Origin of the sequence: Pantoea sp. BRR-3P (assembly GCF_039621635.1) — a bacterium.
Lineage (GTDB): Bacteria > Pseudomonadota > Gammaproteobacteria > Enterobacterales > Enterobacteriaceae > Pantoea > Pantoea floridensis.
In genome coordinates this window covers 1717485-1741767 of sequence record NZ_CP155066.1, presented here as the reverse complement: position 1 = coordinate 1741767, position 24283 = coordinate 1717485, and the positions used below count along the sequence as shown (strand labels likewise).

23 protein-coding genes are annotated in these 24283 nt (G+C 53.4%); 10 read left to right on the top strand and 13 right to left on the bottom strand.

What is annotated here, in order from left to right; genetic code table 11:
• Positions 1-11 precede the first annotated feature (11 nt).
• The 3 genes from AAGR08_RS08025 (at position 12) to AAGR08_RS08015 (ending at position 3735) form a co-directional block, all read left to right on the top strand.
• A complete protein-coding gene (locus tag AAGR08_RS08025) occupies positions 12-866 on the top strand; it encodes a MurR/RpiR family transcriptional regulator (RefSeq protein WP_345829487.1) in 855 nt (284 codons plus the stop codon).
• Between the two features lie 107 nt (positions 867-973).
• On the top strand, positions 974-2416 hold the full coding sequence (gene pyk / locus AAGR08_RS08020) for a pyruvate kinase (protein WP_097097077.1): 1443 nt from the start codon (positions 974-976) through the stop codon (positions 2414-2416).
• Positions 2417-2502: 86 nt separating this feature from the next.
• Entirely contained in the window at positions 2503-3735 is a 1233-nt protein-coding gene (locus AAGR08_RS08015; RefSeq protein WP_345829486.1) for an MFS transporter, read from the top strand.
• Between the two features lie 77 nt (positions 3736-3812).
• Here the strand turns inward: AAGR08_RS08015 and lpxM are convergent, their stop codons facing one another.
• From lpxM to znuA, 3 genes are all read right to left on the bottom strand, one after another.
• Positions 3813-4790, bottom strand: coding sequence for a lauroyl-Kdo(2)-lipid IV(A) myristoyltransferase (gene lpxM / locus AAGR08_RS08010; protein WP_345829485.1), 978 nt, complete (start codon positions 4788-4790; stop codon positions 3813-3815).
• A gap of 127 nt (positions 4791-4917) precedes the next feature.
• The gene (mepM, locus tag AAGR08_RS08005; protein ID WP_097097074.1) at positions 4918-6246 is read right to left on the bottom strand and encodes a murein DD-endopeptidase MepM; all 1329 of its coding nucleotides are present in this window, start codon (positions 6244-6246) and stop codon (positions 4918-4920) included.
• A 13-nt stretch (positions 6247-6259) separates the two neighbouring features.
• On the bottom strand, positions 6260-7231 hold the full coding sequence (gene znuA, locus AAGR08_RS08000; RefSeq protein WP_345829483.1) for a zinc ABC transporter substrate-binding protein ZnuA: 972 nt from the start codon (positions 7229-7231) through the stop codon (positions 6260-6262).
• A gap of 77 nt (positions 7232-7308) precedes the next feature.
• Here znuA and znuC point away from each other — a divergent pair, with 77 nt between their 5' ends.
• Together znuC and znuB are read left to right on the top strand one after the other, a co-directional pair.
• The gene (gene znuC / locus AAGR08_RS07995; RefSeq protein ID WP_345829482.1) at positions 7309-8064 is read left to right on the top strand and encodes a zinc ABC transporter ATP-binding protein ZnuC; all 756 of its coding nucleotides are present in this window, start codon (positions 7309-7311) and stop codon (positions 8062-8064) included.
• Entirely contained in the window at positions 8061-8846 is a 786-nt protein-coding gene (gene znuB, locus AAGR08_RS07990) for a zinc ABC transporter permease subunit ZnuB (protein WP_097097072.1), read from the top strand. The genes znuC and znuB overlap by 4 nt, the downstream gene beginning before the upstream one ends.
• 7 nt (positions 8847-8853) lie before the next feature.
• On the opposite strand, the gene ruvB is transcribed toward znuB, so the two are convergent.
• The 6 genes from ruvB to aspS all read right to left on the bottom strand — a co-directional run bounded on the left by ruvB (position 8854) and on the right by aspS (position 14335).
• Positions 8854-9858: a Holliday junction branch migration DNA helicase RuvB gene (gene ruvB / locus AAGR08_RS07985; protein ID WP_007889560.1), complete on the bottom strand. Its 1005-nt coding sequence runs from the start codon at positions 9856-9858 to the stop codon at positions 8854-8856.
• Between the two features lie 8 nt (positions 9859-9866).
• On the bottom strand, positions 9867-10481 hold the full coding sequence (ruvA, locus tag AAGR08_RS07980; RefSeq protein WP_007889559.1) for a Holliday junction branch migration protein RuvA: 615 nt from the start codon (positions 10479-10481) through the stop codon (positions 9867-9869).
• Positions 10482-10572: 91 nt separating this feature from the next.
• The gene (gene ruvC, locus AAGR08_RS07975) at positions 10573-11100 is read right to left on the bottom strand and encodes a crossover junction endodeoxyribonuclease RuvC (RefSeq protein ID WP_345829477.1); all 528 of its coding nucleotides are present in this window, start codon (positions 11098-11100) and stop codon (positions 10573-10575) included.
• Between the two features lie 37 nt (positions 11101-11137).
• Positions 11138-11881 (bottom strand): YebC/PmpR family DNA-binding transcriptional regulator, encoded by a 744-nt coding sequence (locus AAGR08_RS07970; RefSeq protein ID WP_097097070.1) that lies wholly within the window; start codon positions 11879-11881, stop codon positions 11138-11140.
• Between the two features lie 241 nt (positions 11882-12122).
• Complete coding sequence (gene nudB / locus AAGR08_RS07965; protein WP_097097068.1) at positions 12123-12554, bottom strand: dihydroneopterin triphosphate diphosphatase; 432 nt, start codon at positions 12552-12554, stop codon at positions 12123-12125.
• Positions 12554-14335 carry an aspartate--tRNA ligase gene (gene aspS, locus AAGR08_RS07960; RefSeq protein ID WP_345829475.1) on the bottom strand — a complete coding sequence of 594 codons (1782 nt, stop codon included), beginning with the start codon at positions 14333-14335 and terminating at the stop codon, positions 12554-12556. The genes nudB and aspS overlap by 1 nt, the downstream gene beginning before the upstream one ends.
• Positions 14336-14568: 233 nt before the next feature.
• Here aspS and AAGR08_RS07955 point away from each other — a divergent pair, with 233 nt between their 5' ends.
• The 3 genes from AAGR08_RS07955 to cmoB all read left to right on the top strand — a co-directional run bounded on the left by AAGR08_RS07955 (position 14569) and on the right by cmoB (position 17163).
• Entirely contained in the window at positions 14569-15390 is an 822-nt protein-coding gene (locus tag AAGR08_RS07955) for a DUF72 domain-containing protein (protein WP_345829474.1), read from the top strand.
• A gap of 79 nt (positions 15391-15469) precedes the next feature.
• Positions 15470-16198 (top strand): carboxy-S-adenosyl-L-methionine synthase CmoA, encoded by a 729-nt coding sequence (cmoA, locus tag AAGR08_RS07950; RefSeq protein WP_345829472.1) that lies wholly within the window; start codon positions 15470-15472, stop codon positions 16196-16198.
• The gene (gene cmoB, locus AAGR08_RS07945) at positions 16195-17163 is read left to right on the top strand and encodes a tRNA 5-methoxyuridine(34)/uridine 5-oxyacetic acid(34) synthase CmoB (protein WP_345829471.1); all 969 of its coding nucleotides are present in this window, start codon (positions 16195-16197) and stop codon (positions 17161-17163) included. The genes cmoA and cmoB overlap by 4 nt, the downstream gene beginning before the upstream one ends.
• Before the next feature lie 3 nt (positions 17164-17166).
• On the opposite strand, the gene AAGR08_RS07940 is transcribed toward cmoB, so the two are convergent.
• From AAGR08_RS07940 to cutC, 3 genes are all read right to left on the bottom strand, one after another.
• Positions 17167-17787: a LysE family translocator gene (locus AAGR08_RS07940; RefSeq protein WP_345829469.1), complete on the bottom strand. Its 621-nt coding sequence runs from the start codon at positions 17785-17787 to the stop codon at positions 17167-17169.
• Positions 17788-17943: 156 nt separating this feature from the next.
• On the bottom strand, positions 17944-18801 hold the full coding sequence (locus tag AAGR08_RS07935) for a hypothetical protein (RefSeq protein WP_345829467.1): 858 nt from the start codon (positions 18799-18801) through the stop codon (positions 17944-17946).
• Positions 18802-19037: 236 nt separating this feature from the next.
• The gene (gene cutC / locus AAGR08_RS07930) at positions 19038-19790 is read right to left on the bottom strand and encodes a copper homeostasis protein CutC (protein ID WP_345829466.1); all 753 of its coding nucleotides are present in this window, start codon (positions 19788-19790) and stop codon (positions 19038-19040) included.
• A gap of 84 nt (positions 19791-19874) precedes the next feature.
• Between cutC and AAGR08_RS07925 the strand changes: the two genes are divergently transcribed.
• Positions 19875-21014, top strand: coding sequence for a PatB family C-S lyase (locus AAGR08_RS07925; RefSeq protein WP_345829465.1), 1140 nt, complete (start codon positions 19875-19877; stop codon positions 21012-21014).
• Here AAGR08_RS07925 and AAGR08_RS07920 read toward each other — a convergent pair.
• Positions 21011-21571, bottom strand: coding sequence for a VOC family protein (locus AAGR08_RS07920; protein ID WP_345829880.1), 561 nt, complete (start codon positions 21569-21571; stop codon positions 21011-21013). The two genes, AAGR08_RS07925 and AAGR08_RS07920, sit on opposite strands and share 4 nt — an antisense overlap.
• 605 nt (positions 21572-22176) lie before the next feature.
• Between AAGR08_RS07920 and argS the strand changes: the two genes are divergently transcribed.
• Entirely contained in the window at positions 22177-23907 is a 1731-nt protein-coding gene (argS, locus tag AAGR08_RS07915; RefSeq protein WP_097097058.1) for an arginine--tRNA ligase, read from the top strand.
• Positions 23908-24283 lie beyond the last annotated feature (376 nt).

The following is a 24283-nucleotide window of genomic DNA, read 5'->3' as shown; positions in this document are numbered from 1 at the left end:
TAGGTTAAACCATGCTGGAACAGATTCAGGCGCATTTAGCGGCGCTGAGCAAATCGGAACGTAAAGTAGCAGAACAGATTCTTGCTGCTCCTCAACAGGCGATGCACTCCAGCATCGCCACGCTTGCACGTGCCGCTGACGTCAGCGAACCCACGGTGAATCGCTTTTGTCATCGCATGGGCACACGCGGCTTTCCTGATTTCAAGTTGCAGCTCGCGCAGAGTCTGGCAAAAGGCCCAACCTGGGTCAGCCGTGATGTGGAAGAAAATGACAGCGTCGAAAGCTTTAGCCATAAGATTTTTGATTCTGCACTAGCCGGTTTGAGTCGCGTGCGTCAGCAGCTCGATGTAGAGGTGATTCATCAGGCAGTTTTGGCCCTTACAAAAGCGCATAAAATTGCCTTTTTCGGTCTGGGCGCCTCCGCCGTGGTCGCACACGATGCCACCAACAAATTTCTGCGTTTTAATCTGCCGGTCATCTGGTCAGAGGATATTGTGATCCAGCGCATGAGTTGCATAAATAGTGGACCAAATGATGTATTTGTTCTCATCTCGCATACTGGCCGCACCAAAAATATGATAGAACTGGCTCGCCTGGCGCGTGTAAACGCTTCCACTGTGCTGGCTATCACTTCTCCGGGTTCACCGCTGGCAGCAGAAGCGACGCTGGCATTGACGCTGGATGTGCCGGAAGATACCGATATCTACCTGCCGATGGTTTCCCGCCTGGCACAATTAACCGTGGTTGATGTACTGGCGACGGGGTTTACCCTTGAGCGCGGCGCCTCTTTCCGTGAGAATCTGAAACGGGTGAAAGAAGCGCTAAAAGATTCGCGCCTGGAGAAACAGCCGCAGGAAAATAATTAACATCACATTCACAATGTGAGTCGAATCACAGCCCATCAATCATATAGAATAGATGAACACTACGTGTCACTTGAGAGCGACACGCTACTTTGCTAACGGAGTCCTTCATGTCCAGACGTCTCAGAAGAACCAAGATCGTTACAACCCTCGGTCCAGCCACCGATCGCGACAATAACCTCGAAAAAATCATCGCGGCAGGTGCTAACGTTGTACGACTCAACTTCTCCCACGGCACACCAGAAGATCATCAGCAGCGCGCCAACAAGGTGCGTGAGATTGCCGCGAAATTAGGTCGCCACGTGGCGATTCTTGGCGACCTGCAGGGGCCGAAAATTCGCGTATCAACCTTCAAAGAAGGCAAAGTTTTCCTTAATGTTGGCGACCGCTTCCTGCTGGATGCCGATTTGAGCAAAGGCGAAGGCGATAAAGAGAAAGTCGGTATTGACTATAAAGGCCTGCCAGAAGATGTGGTGCCGGGCGATATTCTGCTGCTGGATGATGGTCGCGTGCAGTTGAAAGTGCTGGAAGTCCAGGGCGCCAAAGTATTCACCGAAGTAACCGTCGGCGGCCCGCTTTCCAACAACAAAGGTATCAACAAACTGGGTGGTGGCTTATCTGCTGACGCGCTGACAGAGAAAGACAAAGTCGATATCATCACAGCCGCCAAAATCGGCGTGGATTATCTCGCTGTTTCTTTCCCGCGTAACGGCGAAGATATGAACTATGCTCGCCGCCTGGCGCGCGATGCCGGTTGCGACGCTAAGCTCGTGGCGAAAGTTGAACGTGCAGAAGCCGTTGCTTCACAGGAAGCGATGGATGACATCATTCTGGCATCAGATGTGGTAATGGTGGCGCGTGGTGATCTGGGTGTTGAGATTGGCGATCCGGAACTGGTCGGTATTCAGAAGGCGCTGATTCGTCGCGCACGTCAGCTAAACCGCACCATCATCACCGCTACGCAGATGATGGAATCAATGATCACCAATCCGATGCCAACGCGTGCGGAAGTGATGGACGTGGCGAATGCCGTGCTCGATGGTACCGATGCCGTTATGCTCTCGGCCGAAACCGCGGCGGGCCAATATCCGGCAGAGACCGTATCCGCAATGGCTAAGGTGTGCCTCGGCGCAGAAAAAATCCCTAGCGTTAACGTCTCCAAGCACCGCCTTGAGGTGCAATTCGATAACGTTGAGGAAGCCATTGCGATGTCTGCGATGTATGCTGCCAACCATCTGCAAGGGGTTTCAGCCATCATCACCATGACTGAATCAGGCCGTACTGCGCTGATGACGTCACGTATCACCTCTGGTTTGCCGATCTTCGCCATGTCACGTCACGAACGTACGCTGAATCTCACGGCGCTCTATCGTGGCGTTACGCCAGTATTTTTCGACAGTAATAATGACGGTGTTGCCGCCGCGCACGATGCAGTGAATCTGTTGCGCGACAAAGGTTTCCTCGTGTCAGGCGACCTGGTGATTGTCACCCAGGGCGACGTGATGGCGACCACCGGTACCACCAATACCAGCCGTGTGCTGCGCGTAGATTAATACGCACTACCGACAGCGGCTGTAACAACATGGACAAACGCGACTGCCTGGCAGTCGCGTTTTTATTTTTTTGACAAGGAGGCCAGATGGCCCGCTATCAACCTATTACCCAACTTACCGGGCGCGTACTGCTGTTTCCGCTCGCATTGGTGTTATTCGAATTTGCGACCTATATCGCGCACGACATGATTCAGCCCGGCATGTTGCTGGTGACCTCAGAATTCGGCGTGGGTCCTGAATGGGTATCAACATCGCTGACCGCTTATTTGATGGGCGGCGTTGTATTGCAGTGGCTGCTTGGCCCGCTTTCCGATAAATATGGCCGTCGCCCCGTATTGCTGTTTGGCATTCTGTTCTTTGCTGCCGCTTGTATTCTCACCACCTGGGTCAGCAGCATTGAAGAGTTTGTCGCGCTGCGGTTCATTCAGGGCATCAGCCTGTGTTTCATTGGCGCAGTCAGCTATGCGGCAGTGCAGGAAGCCTTTGCTGAAGCACTGGCAGTGCGCATGATGGCGCTGATGGCCAACGTTGCGCTGCTGGCGCCGTTAGCTGGACCCTTGGCCGGCGCCGCGTGGCTCACGGTTGGCGAGTGGCGCAGCATGTTCTGGCTGTTTGCCATCTGCAGCGTCATCGCTTTTGCCCTGCTTTGGCGCGTAATGCCAGAAACCGCTGGCGATCGCAGCCACTCCATCGCCTTGCCCACGCTGGCACGTGGCTATGCGCGTTTAGCGCGCGATCGCCAGGTCATGTATGGATCATTTGCGATTGGTTTAGTGTTTATTCCCATCCTTACATGGGTAGCCCTGTCGCCGGTGATTCTGATGCACGATGAAGGGCTGTCGCGGATGCAATATGCTCTACTGCTGCTGCCGGTATTTTTAGCAATGATTGCCGGGAATATCACGTTGGGCAAATTGGCGGGCCGCGTTCCGATTGAGCAGCCGGTAAAATTTGCCGCATGGCCAATCCTGATTGGGTTGAGTATTGCGCTGTTGGCGAATTTGCTTAATAGCCACACCTATCTGCTGCTGACAGCAGGTTTGAGCTTGTACGCATTTGGCGCAGGCATGGTGAACGCTGGACTTTATCGCTTAACGCTCTACTCCAGTGACGAAGGCAAAGGCAGCGTCGCGGCAATGCTCGGCATGATCAGTATTCTGACCTTAGCCGTAGGTATTGAGCTGGCAAAAAGTGGCTATTTCAGCGGCGGTACGCCGTGGTTTAGCGGCATCAACTTTGCGGCTGGCGTATTGTGGTTTGGTCTGGTGACGCTCTTCCTGCGTGAACGGAAACGTCGCAGTCATGTAAAAGCAGCGTGATTGACAGATTAGAGCCTGGCATGTTGGAAGGTGCGCATTGATGCGCACCTGGTCGCCATCAATGGCGACTCAACGAATTATTTCTTGCGCGGATAAAGTTCTTTGCGCGCATAAGGTTCGATATCCCCTTCTTTGCGCGTCTTTAGCAGCTTCAAAATCCAGGTGTACTGCTCAGGATGCGGACGCACAAATACTTCAACTTCTTCATTCATGCGACGAGCCAGCGTGTTGTCATCCGCTTCCAGCAAATCGTCCATTGGCGGACGCACATAGATTTCCAGCCGGTGCGTTTCGCTGTTATATACCGGAAAAAGCGGTACCACGCGGGCGCGACACACTTTCATCAGACGACCCACGGCCGGTAGCGTGGCTTTGTAAGTGGCAAAGAAATCCACAAACTCACTGTGCTCTGCGCCATGATCCTGATCGGGCAGATAATAGCCGTAGTAGCCCTGACGCACCGAAGCGATAAACGGTTTGATGCCATCGTTACGCGCATGCATACGCCCGCCGAAACGGCGACGCACGGTATTCCACAGATAATCCATTAACGGATCGCTCTGATTGTGGAACATCGCCGCCATCATCTGGCCTTCAGACGCCAACAGCATGGCCGGGATATCAACCGCCCAACCGTGCGGCACCAGGAAAATGACATTTTCTTTATTCGTCTGCAGCTGCTCAATGATTTCCTTGCCGTGCCACTCAACACGCTTTCGCACGTGTGCAGGATTGCGTAAGCCGAGCTCCGCCATCATTGCCATCGCCTGCGGTGCAGTAGCAAACATACGATCAGCAATCTCTTCGCGCTGCGCCTCACTCAATTCTGGCAGGCAATAATAGAGATTGATCAGCGCACGACGACGCGCACTTTTCGCCAGCTTGCCAGCGAACTTGCCCAATCCACCCAGAATAGGATCGCGCACTTTGGCGGGAAGCAACGCCATGCCAGCCAGCGCGCCAACCGCCAACCAACTGCCCCAGTATTTCGGCTTCAAAAAAGAACGTTGAAAAACGGGAATAAACTCACTGTTATTTTTCTTTCGGGTTTCCATGCACTCGCCTCTGACAATGACCGGTCAATAATAGTGACGATGGTTTATTTTGCAATCTTCATGCGCCAGATAGCAAAAAACCGACGAAGAATCCGTCGGTTTTTCCGGTGTTACGCGAAAATGTGCGCTATTTCAGCGTTAATTGCGGCAGCCAGGTTTTCACTTGCGCCATATAAGTGCTGCGATCTTTGCCGGTCAGCCCTTCCATGCGTGGTAGTTTCGCCGTTAATGGATTGACAGCCTGGTTATTGATCCACACTTCATAGTGCAGATGTGGGCCAGTAGAGCGTCCAGTGTTACCCGAGAGCGCAATGCGATCGCCTCGTTTCACTTTTTGTCCAGGCTTCACCAGCGCCTTGCTCAAATGCATGTAACGCGTCATATACTGACGGCCGTGGCGAATGGCCACGTAATTGCCCGCCGCGCCGCCGTTCTTCGCCATCACCACTTCCCCATCACCCACCGCCAATACCGGCGTGCCGATAGGCAGGGCGAAATCGACACCTTTATGCGGTGCGATACGCCCAGTCACCGGATTAAGACGGCGAGGATTGAAGTTAGAGGAGACGCGATACTGCTTAACCGTTGGGAAACGCATGAAACCACGTGCCAGGCCAGATGCGTTACGGTCGTAGAACTTGCCATCTTCCGCGCGGAAGGCGTAGTAATCTTTGCCCCCGGTGCGCAGACGTACGCCAAGCAGTTGGCTTTGTGCACTTTTGCCATCGAGCATTTCGCGCGACATCAGTACGCTAAAATCATCGCCTGCGCGCAGCTTGCGGAAATCCATCTGCCACTGCATTGCTTTGATGACGTTACTGGTTTCTGCGCTGGTCAATCCCGCCCGCTGAGCACTGGCAGCAAAACTGCCTCGCACTTCGCCTTTCAGCACGTTGTTCTGCCATTCACCCTTTTGCAGCGCCTGCTGCATCGTAAAGCTACCGTTATCGGCGCGCTGATAAGTACGGGTTTCACGGCGATCGATTTCCCAGCTGAAGGTTTGCAGTTGGCCATCCGCGTCCAGCGTCCAGCTAAGTTGCTGGCCGACGCGCATATTGCGCAGGTCTTTATCACTGCTAACCAGCGCATTGATATCGCCCAGCTCAATACCGTACTGATTCAGCGCACTGCTCAGCGTATCGCCTGAAGAGACGGTGTAATCATGGACGTTTGAATTGTCCGGGACGTCTTTATCAATGTCGTCGGCAGGAATATCTTCTTCCGGCTCTTCGGTGGTTTGGTCAATCGGCTCGCTGGCTTCGGGCAGCAAGGTCCGCAGTTCGTCTTTATCCAGCGCGATAGTTTTCACGATGGGTGCAACATCATGGGGATGATAAACGTATGGCCGCCAAACGGCGACGGCCAAAGTCACTACGGTTAATGAACCCAGCATAACGCGGTGGGGGCGCGGCAAATTATTAAATGCGAGGGCGACAGAGCGGGCTATCTGCTGCACTTTTACTTATTCCTCATGCTCCATTCAGGCAGCTCGCATACTGGCTCGACAGCTGTGAAAGGAATTTCACGTAGCTATCTTTTGTTAAGCTGATCCCCATGCCCAATGGATCGAGCGTGCCTTTACGCACCTCAGTTCCACGAGACACGGCATCGATGACGGCCGGCCTGAATTGTGGTTCAGCAAAAACGCATACGGCTTTCTGCTCAACCAACTGTGTTCGTATTTGATGTAAACGCTGGGCGCCCGGTTGGATTTCAGGATTGACGGTAAAATGCCCTAATGGTGACAAACCGTAATGTTTTTCAAAGTAGCTATACGCATCGTGAAAAACGAAATAACCCTTATTCCGCACAGGCGCAAGTTGCGCGCCAATGTGTGTATCCGCGTTGGCTAATTCTGCCTCAAACTGCTGCAGGTTAGCGTCAAGTTTGGCTTTGCTTTGCGGCATAAGTTCCAATAATTTCCCATGGATTGCAACCGCAGATTGCCTTGCGATCTCAGGGGACATCCACAGATGCATATTAAATTGCCCATGGTGGTGGTGAGCATGAGACAGGTCTTGTTGCTCAGACTTTTCTGAGGCAAGGTCATGATCGTGATCGTGCTCATGTTCCTCATCATCATCATCGCCGCTAATCAATAACGGTTTTACTTCCGGCAAAGCGGCGATCTCGAGGTTTTTATTGGCAGGTAATTCTGCCGCTGACTTGGTCAGGAAGGCTTCCATTTCCGGGCCGGTCCACACCACTAAGTCTGCGTTTTTTATACGTTTTACATCGGAAGGACGCAGAGCATAATCATGTTCAGAAGCACCGTCAGGCAGCAACACTTCAACCGGTGTAATGCCATCGGCGATTGCGGCTGCGATAAATCCGATGGGTTTAATTGAAGCCACCACCGCTGAGTGCGCAGGCAGTGCGGCTGAGGTAGCGATTGCCGCAGCAGTGAGGGTGAAAATAAGACGTTTTTTATTGTGTAACATAATACGACATTCCATCGTGACCAGGTGATGGAATGTGATATTATAACATTCGAAATTCTATGCAACCCGTAAATATCATGCTGCCACTTGTTACTCTTGAAAACATTTCAGTGAAGTTCTCCCAGCGCCCGGTGCTAGCAGGCATTAGCCTTACGCTCGAACGCGGGAAAATTCTCACTCTGCTGGGCCCGAATGGCGCTGGCAAATCGACGTTGGTTCGCACGGTGCTCGGGCTGCTTAAACCAACCGGCGGCACCGTCAAGCGCGCTGCTGATTTGCGCATCGGCTACGTGCCGCAGAAACTGCACATTGATCCCACATTGCCAATCACCGTTGAGCGTTTCATGCGTCTTTCGCGCGGTACCCGACGTGATGCGATTTTGCCCGCGTTAAAACGCGTACAGGGTGGACATCTGCTTAATGCGCCGCTGCAAAAACTCTCTGGCGGGGAAACCCAGCGTGTTTTACTGGCGCGAGCGCTGCTGAATGATCCTCAACTGCTGGTGCTGGATGAGCCAACCCAGGGTGTTGACGTGAACGGCCAGGTTGCGCTGTATGATTTGATCGATCAGCTGCGTCGCGAGCTAAACTGTGGCGTGCTAATGGTCTCGCATGATTTACATTTGGTGATGGCGAAAACCGATGAAGTGCTGTGTCTTAATCATCACATCTGCTGTTCCGGGACACCCGAAGCCGTTTCGCAGCATCCTGAATTTATCGCCATGTTTGGGCCGCGCGGTGCGCAGCAGCTGGCAATCTATCGTCATCATCATAATCACCGTCACGATTTACAGGGACGCATTGTTCTGCGCAAAGGAAATGGCCCGTCATGATTGAACTGTTATTACCTGGCTGGCTGGGTGGCGTCTTGCTGGCGCTGGCCGCCGGTCCGCTTGGCTCGTTTGTGGTTTGGCGCCGTATGTCCTACTTTGGTGACACCCTTGCCCATGCATCGCTGCTAGGTGTGGCGTTTGGTTTACTGCTCAACGTTAATCCTTACTATGCAGTGATTCTGGTTACCGTCTGTCTGGCACTGGGATTGGTATGGCTGGAGCGTCGCCCACATCTCGCTATCGACACACTGCTCGGCATTATGGCGCACAGTGCGCTGTCGCTGGGTTTAGTGGTGGTAAGCCTGATGCAAGGTGTGCGTGTCGATCTGATGGCGTATCTGTTTGGTGACCTGCTGGCGGTCACGCCAGATGACCTGTGGATGATGGGCGGAGGCGTAGCGATTGTGTTAGCCGTGATGGCGTGGCAGTGGAACGCTCTGCTGTCGATGACCATCAGCCCTGAGCTGGCACAGGTGGATGGCGTGAACATTCAGCGTACGCGTTTGATGCTGATGCTGGTGACCGCTTTAACCATCGGTGTGGCAATGAAATTTGTCGGCGCGTTGATCATTACATCGCTGCTGATTATCCCGGCGGCGACGGCGCGTCGTTTCTCGCGCTCGCCAGAGCAGATGGCGGGTTTTGCCGTGATTGTCGGTATTGTTGCGGTAACCGGCGGGCTAACCTTCTCCGCCACTTACGATACGCCAGCCGGTCCTTCAGTTGTATTATGTGCCGCAGTGCTGTTCATTATCAGCATGGCAAAAAAACCGGCGGCTTAACGCCGGTTTACTCTTCGCGACTGATACCAAAATGTTTATAGGCATGCTGCGTTGCCATACGGCCACGCGGCGTGCGCTGAATGAATCCCTGTTGAATCAGGAAGGGTTCAATCACATCCTCGATCGTTTCCCGCTCCTCGCCAATCGCCGCAGCCAGATTATCTAACCCAACCGGACCACCCGAGAATTTGTCGATGATCGCCAGCAGCAGTTTGCGGTCCATATAATCAAACCCCTGACTGTCGACGTTAAGCATATCCAGCGCGCTAGCCGATACTTCGCCGCTCAAATTACCGTTGGCGCGCACTTCCGCAAAGTCCCGTACACGACGCAGCAACCGGTTGGCGATGCGTGGCGTACCGCGCGCACGACGCGCGATTTCTAACGCACCCTCTTCGCTCAACGCCAAGCCAAGACAGGCTGCGCTTCGCCCAACGATGTGCTGTAAGTCAGGGACATTATAGAATTCAAGACGCTGGACGATGCCAAAGCGATCGCGCAACGGCGAAGTTAATGAACCCGCACGTGTGGTGGCGCCAATCAGGGTAAACGGTGGCAGGTCGAGCTTAATGGAACGCGCCGCCGGGCCCTCACCAATCATAATATCCAGCTGATAATCTTCCATTGCTGGATACAGCACCTCTTCCACTACCGGTGAAAGGCGATGGATTTCATCGATGAACAGCACGTCATGCGGTTCGAGGTTGGTCAGCATCGCTGCGAGATCGCCCGCTTTCTCCAGCACCGGCCCCGACGTCGTGCGCAGATTAACGCCCATTTCATTGGCTACGATGTTGGCCAGCGTGGTTTTACCCAATCCCGGCGGACCAAAGATCAGCAGATGATCGAGTGCGTCGCCGCGCAGTTTCGCAGCCTGGATGAAAATCTCCATTTGCTCGCGCACCTGCGGCTGACCCACATATTCCGTCAGCAGCTTAGGTCGAATGGCACGATCGAGCGTTTCTTCTTCGTTAAAGGAACTGCCCGAGACCAGGCGATCGGCTTCAATCATGCTTTACCTCAAATAGCTGCGCGCAGCGCTTCGCGAATCAGGGTTTCGCAATCCGCGTCCGGTTTTCCCACTTTGCTGATCATGCGGCTGGCTTCCTGTGGTTTATAACCGAGGGCAACCAGTGCCGATACGGCTTCTGCTTCAGCATCGTTGTTATCCTGCGCGGCTGATGGCGTCGTCAATGTAAAGGTTGAGTCACCGCCAAACAGATCGCCGTGCATACCAATGAAGCGGTCTTTCATTTCCACGATCAAGCGCTCGGCGGTTTTTTTGCCTACGCCTGGCAGTTTAATCAAAGACGCAATCTCTTGTCGCTCAACCGCAGTAACGAACTGCTGCGCTGACATGCCCGACAAGATCGCTAGCGCCAGCTTTGGCCCCACGCCATTCACTTTCACCAGCTCGCGGAACAGCGTGCGCTCCTGCTTGTTATTGAAACCGAACAGCAGCTGCGCATCTTCACGCACCACGAACTGGGTAAAGATGATCGCTTCCTGATTAATTTCCGGCAGCTCGTAAAAGCAGGTCATTGGCATGTGCACTTCATAACCGACGCCGTGCGCTTCAATTAACACCAGCGGCGGCTGTTTTTCCAGAATGTTGCCTCGTAAACGACCAATCACCTGAGCGATTCCTTAATCTGTAAGTAAGCCTGCGTTTATAGCATAAAAAAAGCTGGATGAATATCCAGCCTCGTATAGCGTTTCGTTTCCGCTAACCCGATCGCATTCGACCGCGCGTCATCACCAGTTTTGTGTCACTTATACGTCCGGCATTTTGACTCATATGGCAGTGGGTGATGGCAATCGCCAGCGCATCGGCGGCGTCAGCTTGCGGGTTCGCCGGCAGTTTCAGCAAGGTCCGCACCATGTGCTGTACCTGACTTTTCTCTGCACCACCGGTGCCGGTTACCGTTTGCTTCACCTGCCGCGCTGCATATTCAAATACCGGCAAATCGTGATTCACCGCAGCCACAATCGCCGCACCGCGCGCCTGGCCCAGCTTGAGCGCTGAGTCAGCATTCTTCGCCATAAACACCTGCTCAATGGCGAAGTAATCAGGTGAAAACTGCGTGATGATTTCGCAGACGCCGGCGTAAATCAGTTTGAGGCGCGACGGCAAATCGGTGACGCTGGTGCGGATACAGCCGCTGCCCAGATAGGTGAGCTGGCGGCCGGTTTGGCGGATAACACCGTAACCGGTGACGCGCGAGCCGGGATCGATCCCGAGAATTATCGCCACAGCGCGTCTCCGGTAAGTGGGGTTTTAAGCAACGCCATTACAGCGTTTCTGCGATCTCATCAGAGATTTCACCGTTATGGTACACTTCCTGCACATCATCGCAGTCTTCCAGCATGTCGATCAGGCGCAGCAGTTTCGGCGCAGTTTCGGCATCCATTTCGGCTTTGGTTGAAGGGATCATTGAGACTTCAGCGGTGTCCGCTTTCAAGCCGCCAGCTTCCAGCGCATCACGCACCGCACCCAGCTCTTCCCACGCGGTGAACACGTCAATTGCGCCATCATCATAGGCGACGACGTCTTCGGCACCGGCTTCCAGCGCCGCTTCCATTACCGCATCTTCGTCCTGGCCTGGCGCGAAGGAGATAACACCCTTCTTGCTAAACAGGTAAGAAACTGAACCGTCAGTTCCGAGGTTACCGCCGGTTTTGGTGAAGGCATGACGCACTTCGCCAACGGTACGGTTGCGGTTGTCGCTCAGGCACTCGATCATCACAGCAGAGCCGCCCGGACCGTAACCTTCATAGATGATGGTTTCCATGTTGGAATCATCTTCGCCGCCCACGCCGCGTGCAATTGCGCGGTTCATGGTATCGCGGGTCATGTTATTGGACAGGGCTTTGTCCATCGCTGCGCGCAGGCGCGGGTTGGAACCGGCATCGCCGCCACCGAGCTTCGCAGCGGTAACCAGCTCGCGAATGATTTTGGTGAAGATTTTACCGCGTTTAGCGTCCTGAGCAGCTTTACGGTGCTTAGTATTCGCCCATTTACTGTGTCCAGCCATCTTACATATTCTCCGATCTTTTACTGGGTGCAGGCTATCTTACTTGCGATCTTGTCCCCCGGCAGTGCTCGCAATCCTCACGTACATAAGTACGCTCCGGTTGCTGTGCGCTGGCGGTGAACAACCTCGCGGCGCCGATTACGCCTGACTGTTCGATATTGTTCGGTGCGTTCATTGAAAACTCACCAGATTCATAAAACTTAATGCATTCGCCACCGGAATAACGCGCGGCGGCGAGCATTCAGATAAATTCTTCAATTGCCTGGCGGTTACTCCAGGACTTGGTGAGGGCTGCGGCAGCGGCGGGGTCGAGCCAGCGCGCGGCGAGATGCTCGGTGAGCAGAAGCTCACGCTCTGCGGGTAACGCCAACCTGAACCAGTGTTCGCGATTGTGCGTGGTGCCCGGCGCGTAACGATGGCGATAGTGCGGGAAGATTTCAAACTCGATCTCTTTGTGACAATCGTCCAGCACTAACTTTTCATCCGCTATGTCGATGGCGAGCTCTTCTAACACTTCGCGCTGAGCCGCCTGATGTGGGCTTTCACCCGCTTCCAGGCTGCCAGTAACCGATTGCCAAAAGCTGTCGTCATCACGTCGCTGCAGCATTAACACCCGGCCGGTATCTCGCGCAAAAATCACTACCAGCACCGATACCGGATGTTTATAGCCCATTACTTGTTCTCTGACTTTTCTTTCTTCGGTGCCACCAAAATACCCAGATCCAACAAGGCGGCTGGATTGGCTTCGCTTGGCGCTTCAGTCATCAGACATGCTGCTGCGGTAGTTTTCGGGAACGCGATCACATCACGGATGTTATCGGTACCCGTTAACAGCATGGTCAGTCGATCCAGACCAAAGGCCAGGCCCGCGTGCGGCGGTGTGCCGTATTTCAGGGCGTCGAGCAGGAAGCCAAACTTCTCGCGCTGCTCTTCTTCGGTGATTCCCAGGATGCTGAACACCGTCTGCTGCATTTTGCCGCTGTGGATACGTACCGAACCGCCGCCCACTTCGTAGCCGTTAATTACCATATCGTAGGCATTGGCTACTGCCTGTACCGGATCGGTCGCCAACGCTTCGGCGCTCATCGCTTTCGGCGAGGTGAACGGATGGTGCATCGCTGCCAGGCCGCCCTCTTCATCTTCCTCAAACATTGGGAAGTCGATAACCCACAGCGGCGCCCAGGCTTTTTCATCGGTGATCTGCAGATCGCGGCCCACCTTCAGACGCAACGCACCCAGCGCATCCGCCACCACTTTAGCGCGGTCGGCACCGAAGAAGATCAGGTCACCATCTTGTGCTGATGTGCGATTCAGGATCGCTTCGACGATCTCTGCAGAGAGGAATTTCGCTACCGGGCTCTGTACGCCCTCGAAGCCTTTAGCACGTTCGTTAATCTTCATCCACGCCAGGCCTTTGGCGCCATAGATTTCAACAAACTTGCCGTATTCATCAATTTGCTTACGCGTTAATGCAGCACCGCCTGGAACGCGCAGCGCCGCTACACGGCCTTTGGCATCATTAGCGGGGCCCGCGAACACCTGGAACTCGACATTTTTCAGCAGATCGCCAACGTCCACCAGCTCCATGGGATTACGTAGGTCTGGCTTATCGGAACCGTAACGGTGCATCGCTTCCGCAAAGGTCATCTGCGGGAAGTCACCGAGATCGACGCCCTTGATGTCGATCCACAGCTCACGAATCAGACGCTCCATCTTTTCACGTACCTGCTCAGCCGTCATGAACGAGGTTTCAACGTCGATCTGGGTGAATTCAGGCTGACGGTCGGCACGCAGATCTTCGTCGCGGAAGCACTTAACGATTTGATAATAGCGATCAAAACCCGACATCATCAGCAGCTGTTTGAACAGCTGAGGTGACTGCGGCAGCGCGTAAAACTTACCTTTGTGTACGCGGCTCGGCACCAGATAGTCACGCGCGCCTTCCGGTGTTGCTTTGGTCAGCATTGGCGTTTCGATATCGAGGAAGCCCTGGTCATCCATAAAGCGACGCACGAAGCTGGTAATTTTAGCGCGGGTTTTTAAACGCTGAGCCATTTCCGGACGACGCAAATCCAGATAGCGATAAGTCAGACGCGCTTCTTCGCTATTGATCTGGTTCGAATCCAGTGGCAGAGGTTCAGCACGGTTGATGATGTTCAGTTCATGCGCAAACACCTCCACTTCACCGGTGGCCATGTCGCTGTTTTTGTTTTTTTCATCACGTGCACGCACGGTGCCGGTGATCTGGATACAGAATTCGTTACGCAGTTCAGATGCCAGCTGGAAAGCGTCCTGACGATCGGAATCGAAGAACACCTGTGCGATACCTTCACGGTCGCGCATATCGATAAAAATCAGGCTACCCAGATCGCGACGGCGATTTACCCAGCCGCAGAGAGTGACTTGCTGACCCACATGAGACAGATTGAGCTGTCCGCAATATTCTGTACGCATAACGTATCCTTTTAACTTCGCCGCTGCTGCCAGACAACATCAGGCCGCGTAACCTTATGAGATGCTGTCGCAAAAAAGGCGGCTATTATAATGGAAAAACCCAGGCAGGATAAGTGGAGCCAGATCAAAGCGGACAAAACAATAGGCTTTATCGCGCTGTTTTTCCTGCCGACATCAAAACAGGGTACATTATGCCGCCCTTTCCCGCCCCTAAAGGATTAAGGAGTTCGCGTTTGACACTTCGCATTGGCTTACCACAATGGCAGCACGCGCGCTGGAAACAGTTCGGTTTAGAGACGCTGGCCGATTACGCACAGCTGTTTGGCTGCGTGGAAGGCAACACCACACTTTATGCTTTGCCGAAGCCGGAAGTGGTGATGCGCTGGCGGGATATGACCCACGATGACTTCCGCTTCTGCTTCAAATTTCCCGAGAGCATCAGTCACCAATCTGGCCTGCGTAACTGTGATGAATTGCTGACGGCGTTTTTCCGTCTGCTCGATCCGCTGAGTAACCGTATCGGTCAATATTGGTTGCAACTGCCCGCGGCATTCTCTCCCGCACAGCTTGGTGATTTATGGTTCTTTTTGGATAGCTTGCCGCGCAATTTTCACTATGGCGTGGAAGTGCGTCATCATGCGTTTTTTGCCAAAGGTGAAGCCGAACGCGCGCTGAATCGCGGTTTGCTGGATCGTAGAATTAATCGGGTGATGCTCGATAGTCGCCCGGTGCATGCCTCAAACTCGCAGTCTGTCGCAGCGGTGCAGGCGCGATCGCAAAAACCGCGCGTGCCGCCACATGCTGTGCGTACCGGATCGCAACCTATGGTGCGCTTCATTGGCAGTGATAGCGTGGCGGAGAGCGTGCCCCTGTTTCAGCCGTGGCGCAGTAAGCTGCAAGCATGGCAAAAAGAGAGCGATCCCATGCTGTTTATTCATACACCAGACATGGGCGACGTGTTTCCGCTGGTTCAGGCGCTGTGGCCGCAATTGCAGCAGCTGGAGCCGACACTGCGCAATCTACCTGAGTGGCTGCAACAATCGACGCTATTCTAAACTCAACACTACAACGTGCAGCGTGCGGCAGTTTCTGCCAAAATAGCGCCCTTTCCGATTTCTCTCCGGACTTTTCATTATGTCTGATCGCGATACGCTATTTTCCGCGCCCATTGATAAGCTGGGCGACTGGACCTTTGACGAGCGCGTAGCTGAAGTTTTTCCCGATATGATTCAGCGCTCGGTGCCGGGTTATTCCAACATCATTTCGATGATTGGCATGCTGGCAGAACGCTTTGTACAGCCGAATAGCCAGGTTTACGATCTCGGCTGTTCGCTGGGCGCAGCCACGCTGTCGGTGCGCCGCAATATTCATGTGCCAGGCTGCCAAATTATTGCCGTGGATAATTCTCCGGCGATGGTGGAACGCTGCCGCCGTCATATCGACGCCTTCCGTGCCGACACGCCGGTTCAGGTGATCGAAGCGGATATTCAGGATATTCATATCGAGAATGCTTCGCTGGTGGTACTGAATTTTACCCTGCAGTTTCTTGAGCCGCCCGCCCGTCTCGAATTATTAAAGAAAATCGTTAACGGTCTGAATCCGGGTGGCGCACTGGTGCTGTCTGAGAAGTTCAGTTTTGAAGATGCTGACGTAGGTGAACTGCTGTTCAACATGCATCACGATTTTAAGCGCGCGAACGGCTACAGCGAGCTGGAGATCAGCCAGAAACGCAGCATGCTGGAAAACGTGATGCTGACCGACAGCGTGGAGGCGCATAAAGCGCGCCTGAAAACCGCCGGTTTCAAACATGTAGAGTTATGGTTCCAGTGTTTTAATTTTGGTTCGTTGGTGGCGTTGAAATGATTGAGTTTGGCCGTTTTTATCAGCAAATTGCCACCGGCCCGCTCGCCAGCTGGCTGGAAGTCTTACCTGCGCAAGTTGCCGCATGGCAGCGTGAAAACCTGCACGGTAAATTCCGCGATTGGGAGAAGTCGGTTGATTATCTCCCCCTGCTTGCACCGCACAAGCTGGATTTACTGCACAGCGTGAGCGCGGATGCCAACGATCTGACCGATCGTCAACGTCTGGGTATTGAAAATTTGCTGCGCAATTTGATGCCATGGCGCAAAGGTCCCTATTCGCTGTACGGTACCGAGATCGATACCGAATGGCGTTCTGACTGGAAATGGGATCGCGTGTTGCCGCACATCTCCCCCCTAACGCATCGCACGATACTCGATGTCGGGTGTGGCAGCGGCTATCACATGTGGCGCATGATCGGTGCTGGGGCGAAACTGGTGGTGGGTATCGACCCCATGCAGCTGTTTTTGTGTCAGTTCGAGGCGGTACGTAAGCTGCTGGGCGACGATCGTCGTGCGCATTTGCTGCCGCTGGGCATTGAACAACTGCCAGCGTTACAGGCGTTTGATACCGTATTTTCGATGGGCGTACTTTATCATCGTCGTTCGCCACTCGATCACCTTATGCAGTTGAAAAATCAGTTGGTCAGTGACGGCGAGCTGGTGCTGGAAACGCTGGTGATTGAAGGCGACGAGAACGCGGTGCTGGTACCGGGTGAACGTTATGCGCAGATGCGTAATGTTTACTTTATTCCTTCTGCCGCCGCGCTGAAGAGCTGGCTGGAAAAATGCGGATTTGTGGATGTGCGCATTGCCGATTATGCGGTGACCTCGGTGGAAGAGCAGCGACGCACCAGCTGGATGACCAGCGAATCGCTGGCCGAATTCCTTGATCCTAACGACAGCAGCAAAACGGTCGAAGGTTATCCCGCGCCGCTGCGCGCCGTACTCGTGGCCCGCAAACCGTAAAGCTTAACGCCGCGATAGCGCCAGCTTCGCGGCAAAGCCAATAAATACGCAGCCAGTCAGGCGATCCATCACTTTCAGTACCGCAGGACGACGCAGATGCGCCGCGCAGTACTGGCTGCCACCAATCAGCACGGCATTCCACACCAGACCAATCACCATGTGCGTCAACGCCATTAGCGTGCACCACAGCGGCACCGATGCGCCTGCCGGAATGAACTGCGGCAGGAAGGTGACATAGAATACGCCGACCTTGGGGTTAAGCAGGTTGCCAAATAAACCGCGCGTGAAGCAGGCGAAATAACGTTGTTCTTTACTCTGCGCGCGCTGCCCTTCTTCCGCCTGCGTGCGCGGATTGATCAACAGTTTGACGCCAAGATAAAGCAGATACGCCGCACCGATCCATTTCAGCAGGTTATAAGCCATTTCCGAGGCCAGCAGCAGCGCGCCCAAACCCAGTCCCACCGCAACGCCCCACACCAAACAGCCGAGCGTGACGCCCAGCGCCGTTACCGAGGCGCGTTTCCAGCCTTGCACGGCGGCGGAACGCAGTACCAGCGCAGTATCAAAGCCGGGAGTGAGTGTCAAAATGGTAATGGCGAAGAGGAATGAAAGGATTAGGGTCATAGGATGTTCTCTATTACTCCGGTGCGTTTCAGGCTAGAAATCAGGGCCGCTGCGTAAAGGCGTCGTGGACGCATCCTTGTGGCCTCTGCCGCCGCATCCATGCGGCGGAAGCTTTACTCCGCGGCCCTGATTTCCAGCCTTTATGCGGGATTGGCGTTAATCCTGGGCGGCTGATTCGCCTGGCGAGTTCCAGTATTGATATTTATAGGCTGAGCTAAGATGGCGCTCAATGGTGCCTTTGGCAAATACTTCGGTTTCATGCAGATAGCTCAATGTACAGTTGCCCACCTCATCCCACAGCTGGCATTCATCCACCGAGCGCAGCGTGCTAACCGGCGTTGTCGAGGTGCCATTCAGGCGCAGTTCCCGCCACTGGTTGTCATAACTGTAGATATCTTTGCTGCGTGCGCTGGTGGATGAAATGACCAATCCCTGCGGATTCCAGCGCCAGCTGTTTTCGCCGTTGCTCATGCTGTCGCTACCGCGCGCCACGCTTTTTTCAACGCGGAGCTGTTTGTCATAGCGATATGTCGTGTCGGTAAAGCCCTCTTTGCCCATGCTGGTAAATTTATCGGAGGAGCTGACAATGTTGCCGTGCTGTCCGATTTGCCAGCTAATGGTGCCCTGCCGGTTATCTACAACTTCTTCCTGACCAGCCTTGATGACTTTGACCAGATAAGCATATTCCGCCACCCAGCCTCGCTGCACGCGGGCGATATGCTGTTCCATGGTCAGTAAAACGTTGCCTTCATTTTTGTCATAGGAGATATCGGCCACCATCAAATCGCCGCACTGATTAAACTGACCGAGCACGCGCTTTTGCGAATTAACATCTTTGCCAAACTCGCCGGCCACCACTTGACGCACCGCACCTTTGGCATCGCCACCCAGCATAATCCAATTGTTACTGCTGGTGATATTTTTACTCAGCGGCGGACACGCGGAACTTGCCGCCAGCGCGATACCACAGTAAGGAATAAGCAGCACTAAAACGGCACAAGGGAAGGATTTCATGAAGGTTATCCGTACGAAGCCATAAGTAATCAAAGCATCATTTGCTGGAACACGCTATTACGACTTGAAATCTTTCCCAAAAAATTCGAACGACAGGAACGCACGCCGCCAACCTATCTGTAGCCTGAAGTATGAAGGGGATAGACAAAAAGAACCCCAGCAAAAATGCTGGGGTTGGTACTTGCAAACATCACGTCATGTGAACTGGCGTGCTGCGCGGCAAAACTGGTGCGGATTCAGGCTACCCGGGCGTCGGTTAACTGCGTCATGCTTTTCATGGCTTCAACGACATCACCATCAACGCAGTAGCGGCTGAATTCATCGGTTTCCGCTTCGGAGCACATTGAAACACCGGCTTTACGGTAGCGCATCGGCGAAGCGACTAAGCGGCTGGCGGAGCTGTGGACTTCCTGCAATCCACTGTCGATAAACTTCTGAATATTGCTCAAGCGTACGCCCGCACCGGCCATAATAATCGGACCTGTGCTGTGCTCATTTAGTTCCCGTAATAATGCAATTCCTGCTTCGGCACTCTGTTGCTGGCCAGAAGTCAGAATACGCGCGATGCCTAAATCAGCCAGCACTTCTAGCGAACGTTTAGGGCTGTGGCATAAATCAAAGGCGCGATGAAACGTCACTGCCATGCCATCACACAGCGCCATAATCTGCTGCATACGGGCAATATCGACATGCGCATCTTCATCCAGCATGCCTATAACCAATCCCGGAAAGCCCAATTCACGCATTAGTGAGACATCAGATTTCATCGTCTCAAACTCTCGCGGGGTGTAACAAAAATCGCCACCGCGCGGACGGACAATAGGATGAACCGGGATCGAAATTTCACGGCGTGCCGCTTCCAACACGCCAGCTGAAGGCGTCAACCCACCTTCGCGTGGCGCACTGCACAGCTCCACGCGATCGGCACCGGATTGCTGCGCAGTCATTGCACAATCGATGCCGTAGCAACAAATTTCCAGTTTCGTCATACCATGCTCCTTTCATGACTTCTGGCTCGGGAGGAATGCTTCAGTTAATCTGCTTAATTGGATAGTTTACGTGGAACTCGCACAATGGCATTCGATTTTGATCAATGGATAGACCGTCGTCACAGCGATAGTTTGAAATGGCACAAATATGGCGATCGTGATGTGTTGCCGTTATGGGTGGCTGACACGGATTTCAGGTCTCCGCCTGCCGTGATTGAGGCGATTAAAAAGCGTGCGGATCATGGCGTATTTGGCTACGGCGCAGCGCCAGACGGATTGATTGATATCACTATTTCCCGCTTAGCGCAGCGCTACAACTGGCATATTCAGCCCGACTGGCTGGTGTTGCTGCCGGGCGTCGTATGCGGTTTAAATCTTTCGGTCCGCGCGTTCACAGAGTCTGGCCAGTCTACCGTTGCTCCCACGCCGATTTATCCCCCTTTTCGTACCGCTGCACAATTGGCCGAGCGCACGCAGGTGAACCTACCCATGCGTCTGCAGGGCGATCGATGGGTCATGGATCTCAACACCAGCACCATGCAGGGAAATGAACGCCTGCTGATGTTATGCAATCCACATAATCCATGTGGCACGGTTTATCGTCGGGATGAGCTTGAGGCGCAGCTGGCGTTTGCACAGCAGCATGATTTGATTGTTTGCTCCGATGAAATTCATTGCGATTTATTGTTATCACCGGACGTGCACCATATTCCATTCGCGACGCTGAGTGAGGATGCGGCACAGCGCAGTATTACCCTGATTTCCCCGTCAAAAAGCTTCAATATCGCAGGATTAGGCGCATCACTGGCGATCATTCCCAACCGCGAATTAAGACAACGCTTTAAGCAGGTCCGTGAAGGGATCGTGCCAGGCGTTGATATCCTGGCGCTCGTAGCGGCAGAGGCTGCGTGGCGGGATGGCGAGGAGTGGCTGACTGCCCAGCTCGATTATTTACGCGCTAATCGCGATCGGTTGGTGGCACAGGTCAATGCCCTGCCAGCACTGCGCATGACTGCGCCGGAAGCAACCTATCTCGGCTGGATCGATGCCAGTCGACTCGCTGTCGACACTCCCGCGCTTTACTTTGAACAGCATGGGCTGGGCTTTTCACCTGGCGGCGATTTTGGTGATGATCGCTTTGTGCGTTTTAACTTTGGCTGCACCCGCGTCACGCTTGAGCAGGCGGTAACACGTTTGCAGCATGCGGTCGCTGCGCGCGGTTAATCCTGTTCGCTGGCAACGATCTCCTCTAATCGCCAGGGATGAAACTTAATGGTGGTTTGCCCGTCCGTAACGGCCAGCGTCGGGTTGGGCAAGCGCTCGTTCTCCCCTTTTGGCGCACTGGTCTTGAAAGAGATGCCAGGCTGCGTCAAAGCCTCATCGGAAAGCAAGGCCATCGCACGCTTACCCAGCGATTCCGGATCGCCGCGCAGCACAATCTCCACATGCTCCCACCCTTCATGGCGATAGAGTTTCTCGCCCGGCCACGGCAGTTCAATCACATCGACTTGCCAGCCGGCCAGGTTTAGCGGCTGATGCAGTTTAAACAGGCAGATTGGACGCCCATTAATAATTGCCTGTGAAAACTGGTGCCCCATTTTCAAAAATCCGGCTTTCCAGCGTTCCGCTGTCGCAAATTGGTGGCAGCGCACCGCCACATGATCGGCTTCATGGTCCGCCAGATTAATGCCTAAACGTTCAGCAAAATGTTCAAGAGATTGTGCAAAACGCATCAGGTCTTGTTCTAAGTCATCCAGTTCCTGCGGAAAGTGGGTCTGCATCACGCCATTACCTCAATATCAGTTCACGTTTATTAATCAATATGAAATTTGATAAGTGTTGATTCCACTTGACAAAATTGTCGGATTCATCCGATTTCAGTGAAGAAATGCCCTAAAACAGCATAAATAGCCCATTCATTTCAGATTTATCGTTAAAACAGGTCCAGTAGTTACTTTATGAAATTGACCTAACCTACTGTTATTATTAATAATAGTTAATACAATGAGATAAGTCTTATTTAAGTTCCAAACAATTGCAGCTTGCTACCCTTTCTTATAAATTTGTGTTTCACCACTACAAGGAACGGCCTTATGTCTATGCTCATTGTTGTCGCGGTCCTGATTGCACTAATGGGATTTGCAATTTCCCGCCACTGGAAGGCCCGTGAAGACAAAACTGTTAAAAATCCTCGTCGTCACTCACGGCGCCGTTAATCGGCGCTGGAGGCCCGACGTGGCCACTCATAGCATACCGAAAAGCTGACGCAACTTAACATTTCACGTATACTTCCCCTCTTATTTTTCCGTCCCGCCGTACAGTTGTGGGATGACGACATCGGCTCGCCGCCTGCTGGCGGGCCTTTTCAGCATATGAAGGTAACGCGGTGAATATTCAGGCTCTTCTTTCCGACAAAGTCAGTCAGGCAATGGTAGCGGCGGGTGCGCCTGCCGATTGCGAACCTCAGGTTCGTCAGTCTGCGAAGGTGCAGTTCGGTGATTATCAGGCAAACGGTATCATGGCCGTGGCGAAAAAGCTTGGTCAGGCACCGCGACAACTGGCTGAGCAGGTGATTCAGCATCTGGATCTCACCGGTATCGCCAGCAAAGTTGAAATTGCCGGCCCCGGTTTTATCAATATCTTCCTTGATCGTCAGTGGTTAGCCGGGCAAACCGCCCAGGCGTTGCAGTTGCCACGTTTGGGTGTGAGCACCGTTAAACCACAAACTATCGTGATTGACTACTCCGCGCCCAATGTGGCGAAACAGATGCACGTGGGCCACGTGCGCTCCACCATCATTGGTGATGCTGCCGTGCGCACGCTGGAGTTTCTCGGACATCACGTTATCCGTGCCAACCACGTAGGTGACTGGGGCACGCAGTTTGGCATGCTGATTGCCTATCTGGAAAAGCAGCAGAACGAGAATCATGAAGCGATCGCGCTGGCCGATTTAGAAGCCTTTTATCGTGAAGCTAAAGTGACTTACGACGCGGACGAAGCCTTTGCCGAGCGCGCACGCAACTACGTAGTGAAACTGCAAGGCGGTGATGAATATTGCCGCAGTATGTGGAAGAAACTGGTTGATATCACCATGAGCCAGAACCAATTGGTTTATGACCGCCTTAATGTGACCCTGTCACGTAATGATGTGATGGGTGAAAGCCTGTACAACGATATGTTGCCGGGTATTGTCGCCGACCTGCGTGAAAAAGGTCTGGCAGTGACCAGCGAAGGCGCCACCGTGGTTTTCCTTGATGAGTTCAAAAACAAGGAAGGTGAACCGATGGGCGTGATCATCCAGAAGAAAGATGGCGGCTATCTCTATACCACCACCGATATCGCCTGTGCTAAATACCGTTACGAAACACTGCATGCCGATCGCGTGCTTTACTACATTGATTCGCGCCAGCATCAGCATTTGCAGCAAGCATGGACCATCGTACGCAAAGCTGGCTACGTGCCGGAATCCGTCCCGCTTGAACACCATGCGTTTGGCATGATGCTGGGCAAAGATGGCCGTCCGTTCAAAACCCGCAGCGGTGGCACCATTCGCCTGGCCGATCTGCTGGACGAAGCAGTGGAACGTGCGCATGCGCTGGTGAGTGAGAAAAATCCGGAGATGTCAGCGCAAGAGCTGAAAGATCTGTCAGAAGTGGTCGGTATCGGCGCAGTAAAATATGCCGATTTGTCGAAAAGCCGCACCACCGATTACATTTTCGATTGGGACAACATGCTGGCCTTTGAGGGTAATACCGCGCCCTATATGCAGTATGCCTATACGCGCGTGCTGTCAGTATTCCGCAAAGCGGGTATTGATGCAGATAGCCTGAGCGGCGACATCGTGCTGACCGAAGAGCGTGAAGCGCAGCTGGCAACGCGTCTGCTGCAGTTTGAAGAAGTGATTACTCAGGTCGCGCGCGACGGTACACCACACGTGATGTGTGCTTACCTGTATGAACTGGCGGGTCAATTCTCCGGCTTCTATGAACACTGCCCGATTCTTTCGGCTGAAGATGAGAATATCCGTCACAGCCGATTGCAGCTCGCCGCGTTAACCGCAAAGACGCTGAAACAAGGCCTCGATACGCTGGGCATTAAAACCGTCGAACGTATGTAATATCTTCAGGCGGAGCATGCCTCGCGGCATTCTCCGCTTACTTACACGTCTATCCATCCCCTTTCGTTTTCATTCTCGTCGCCTGTCTCCTACGCTGATGGCCGCCCTTTTTCACCCATAGTCCACCGATCTCACCACGCTTTTTCGTCTGCGTTCTCTCCATCCTCTTACGGCTTTTTTTCCTGAATCCGCGGATTTGAAAATTTACGACGCAGCTCACCAAATAAACAAAACTCATACCTTGATAACCATTTTATGGCAGACAAACCTACTCAGCCCCCCTAATTTGGTAATCGAACCCGAAACAAAAATACATTTAACAAGCTGTTTTAACAGCAAAAAATAATAATAACTCTCCCTGCCGTCGGGTTAAAGT

Coding starts and splice junctions, on each gene's coding strand:
- AAGR08_RS07935 (WP_345829467.1), bottom strand. CDS start 18,801: ATGAAATCCTTCCCTTGTGCCGTTTTAGTGCTGCTTATTCCTTACTGT.
- AAGR08_RS08015 (WP_345829486.1), top strand. CDS start 2,503: ATGGCCCGCTATCAACCTATTACCCAACTTACCGGGCGCGTACTGCTG.
- aspS (WP_345829475.1), bottom strand. CDS start 14,335: ATGCGTACAGAATATTGCGGACAGCTCAATCTGTCTCATGTGGGTCAG.
- nudB (WP_097097068.1), bottom strand. CDS start 12,554: ATGGGCTATAAACATCCGGTATCGGTGCTGGTAGTGATTTTTGCGCGA.
- znuA (WP_345829483.1), bottom strand. CDS start 7,231: ATGTTACACAATAAAAAACGTCTTATTTTCACCCTCACTGCTGCGGCA.
- znuC (WP_345829482.1), top strand. CDS start 7,309: ATGCTGCCACTTGTTACTCTTGAAAACATTTCAGTGAAGTTCTCCCAG.
- cmoB (WP_345829471.1), top strand. CDS start 16,195: ATGATTGAGTTTGGCCGTTTTTATCAGCAAATTGCCACCGGCCCGCTC.
- AAGR08_RS07920 (WP_345829880.1), bottom strand. CDS start 21,571: ATGCAGACCCACTTTCCGCAGGAACTGGATGACTTAGAACAAGACCTG.
- cutC (WP_345829466.1), bottom strand. CDS start 19,790: ATGACGAAACTGGAAATTTGTTGCTACGGCATCGATTGTGCAATGACT.
- ruvB (WP_007889560.1), bottom strand. CDS start 9,858: ATGATTGAAGCCGATCGCCTGGTCTCGGGCAGTTCCTTTAACGAAGAA.
- AAGR08_RS07970 (WP_097097070.1), bottom strand. CDS start 11,881: ATGGCTGGACACAGTAAATGGGCGAATACTAAGCACCGTAAAGCTGCT.
- AAGR08_RS07940 (WP_345829469.1), bottom strand. CDS start 17,787: ATGACCCTAATCCTTTCATTCCTCTTCGCCATTACCATTTTGACACTC.
- AAGR08_RS08025 (WP_345829487.1), top strand. CDS start 12: ATGCTGGAACAGATTCAGGCGCATTTAGCGGCGCTGAGCAAATCGGAA.
- AAGR08_RS07925 (WP_345829465.1), top strand. CDS start 19,875: ATGGCATTCGATTTTGATCAATGGATAGACCGTCGTCACAGCGATAGT.
- pyk (WP_097097077.1), top strand. CDS start 974: ATGTCCAGACGTCTCAGAAGAACCAAGATCGTTACAACCCTCGGTCCA.
- lpxM (WP_345829485.1), bottom strand. CDS start 4,790: ATGGAAACCCGAAAGAAAAATAACAGTGAGTTTATTCCCGTTTTTCAA.
- znuB (WP_097097072.1), top strand. CDS start 8,061: ATGATTGAACTGTTATTACCTGGCTGGCTGGGTGGCGTCTTGCTGGCG.
- cmoA (WP_345829472.1), top strand. CDS start 15,470: ATGTCTGATCGCGATACGCTATTTTCCGCGCCCATTGATAAGCTGGGC.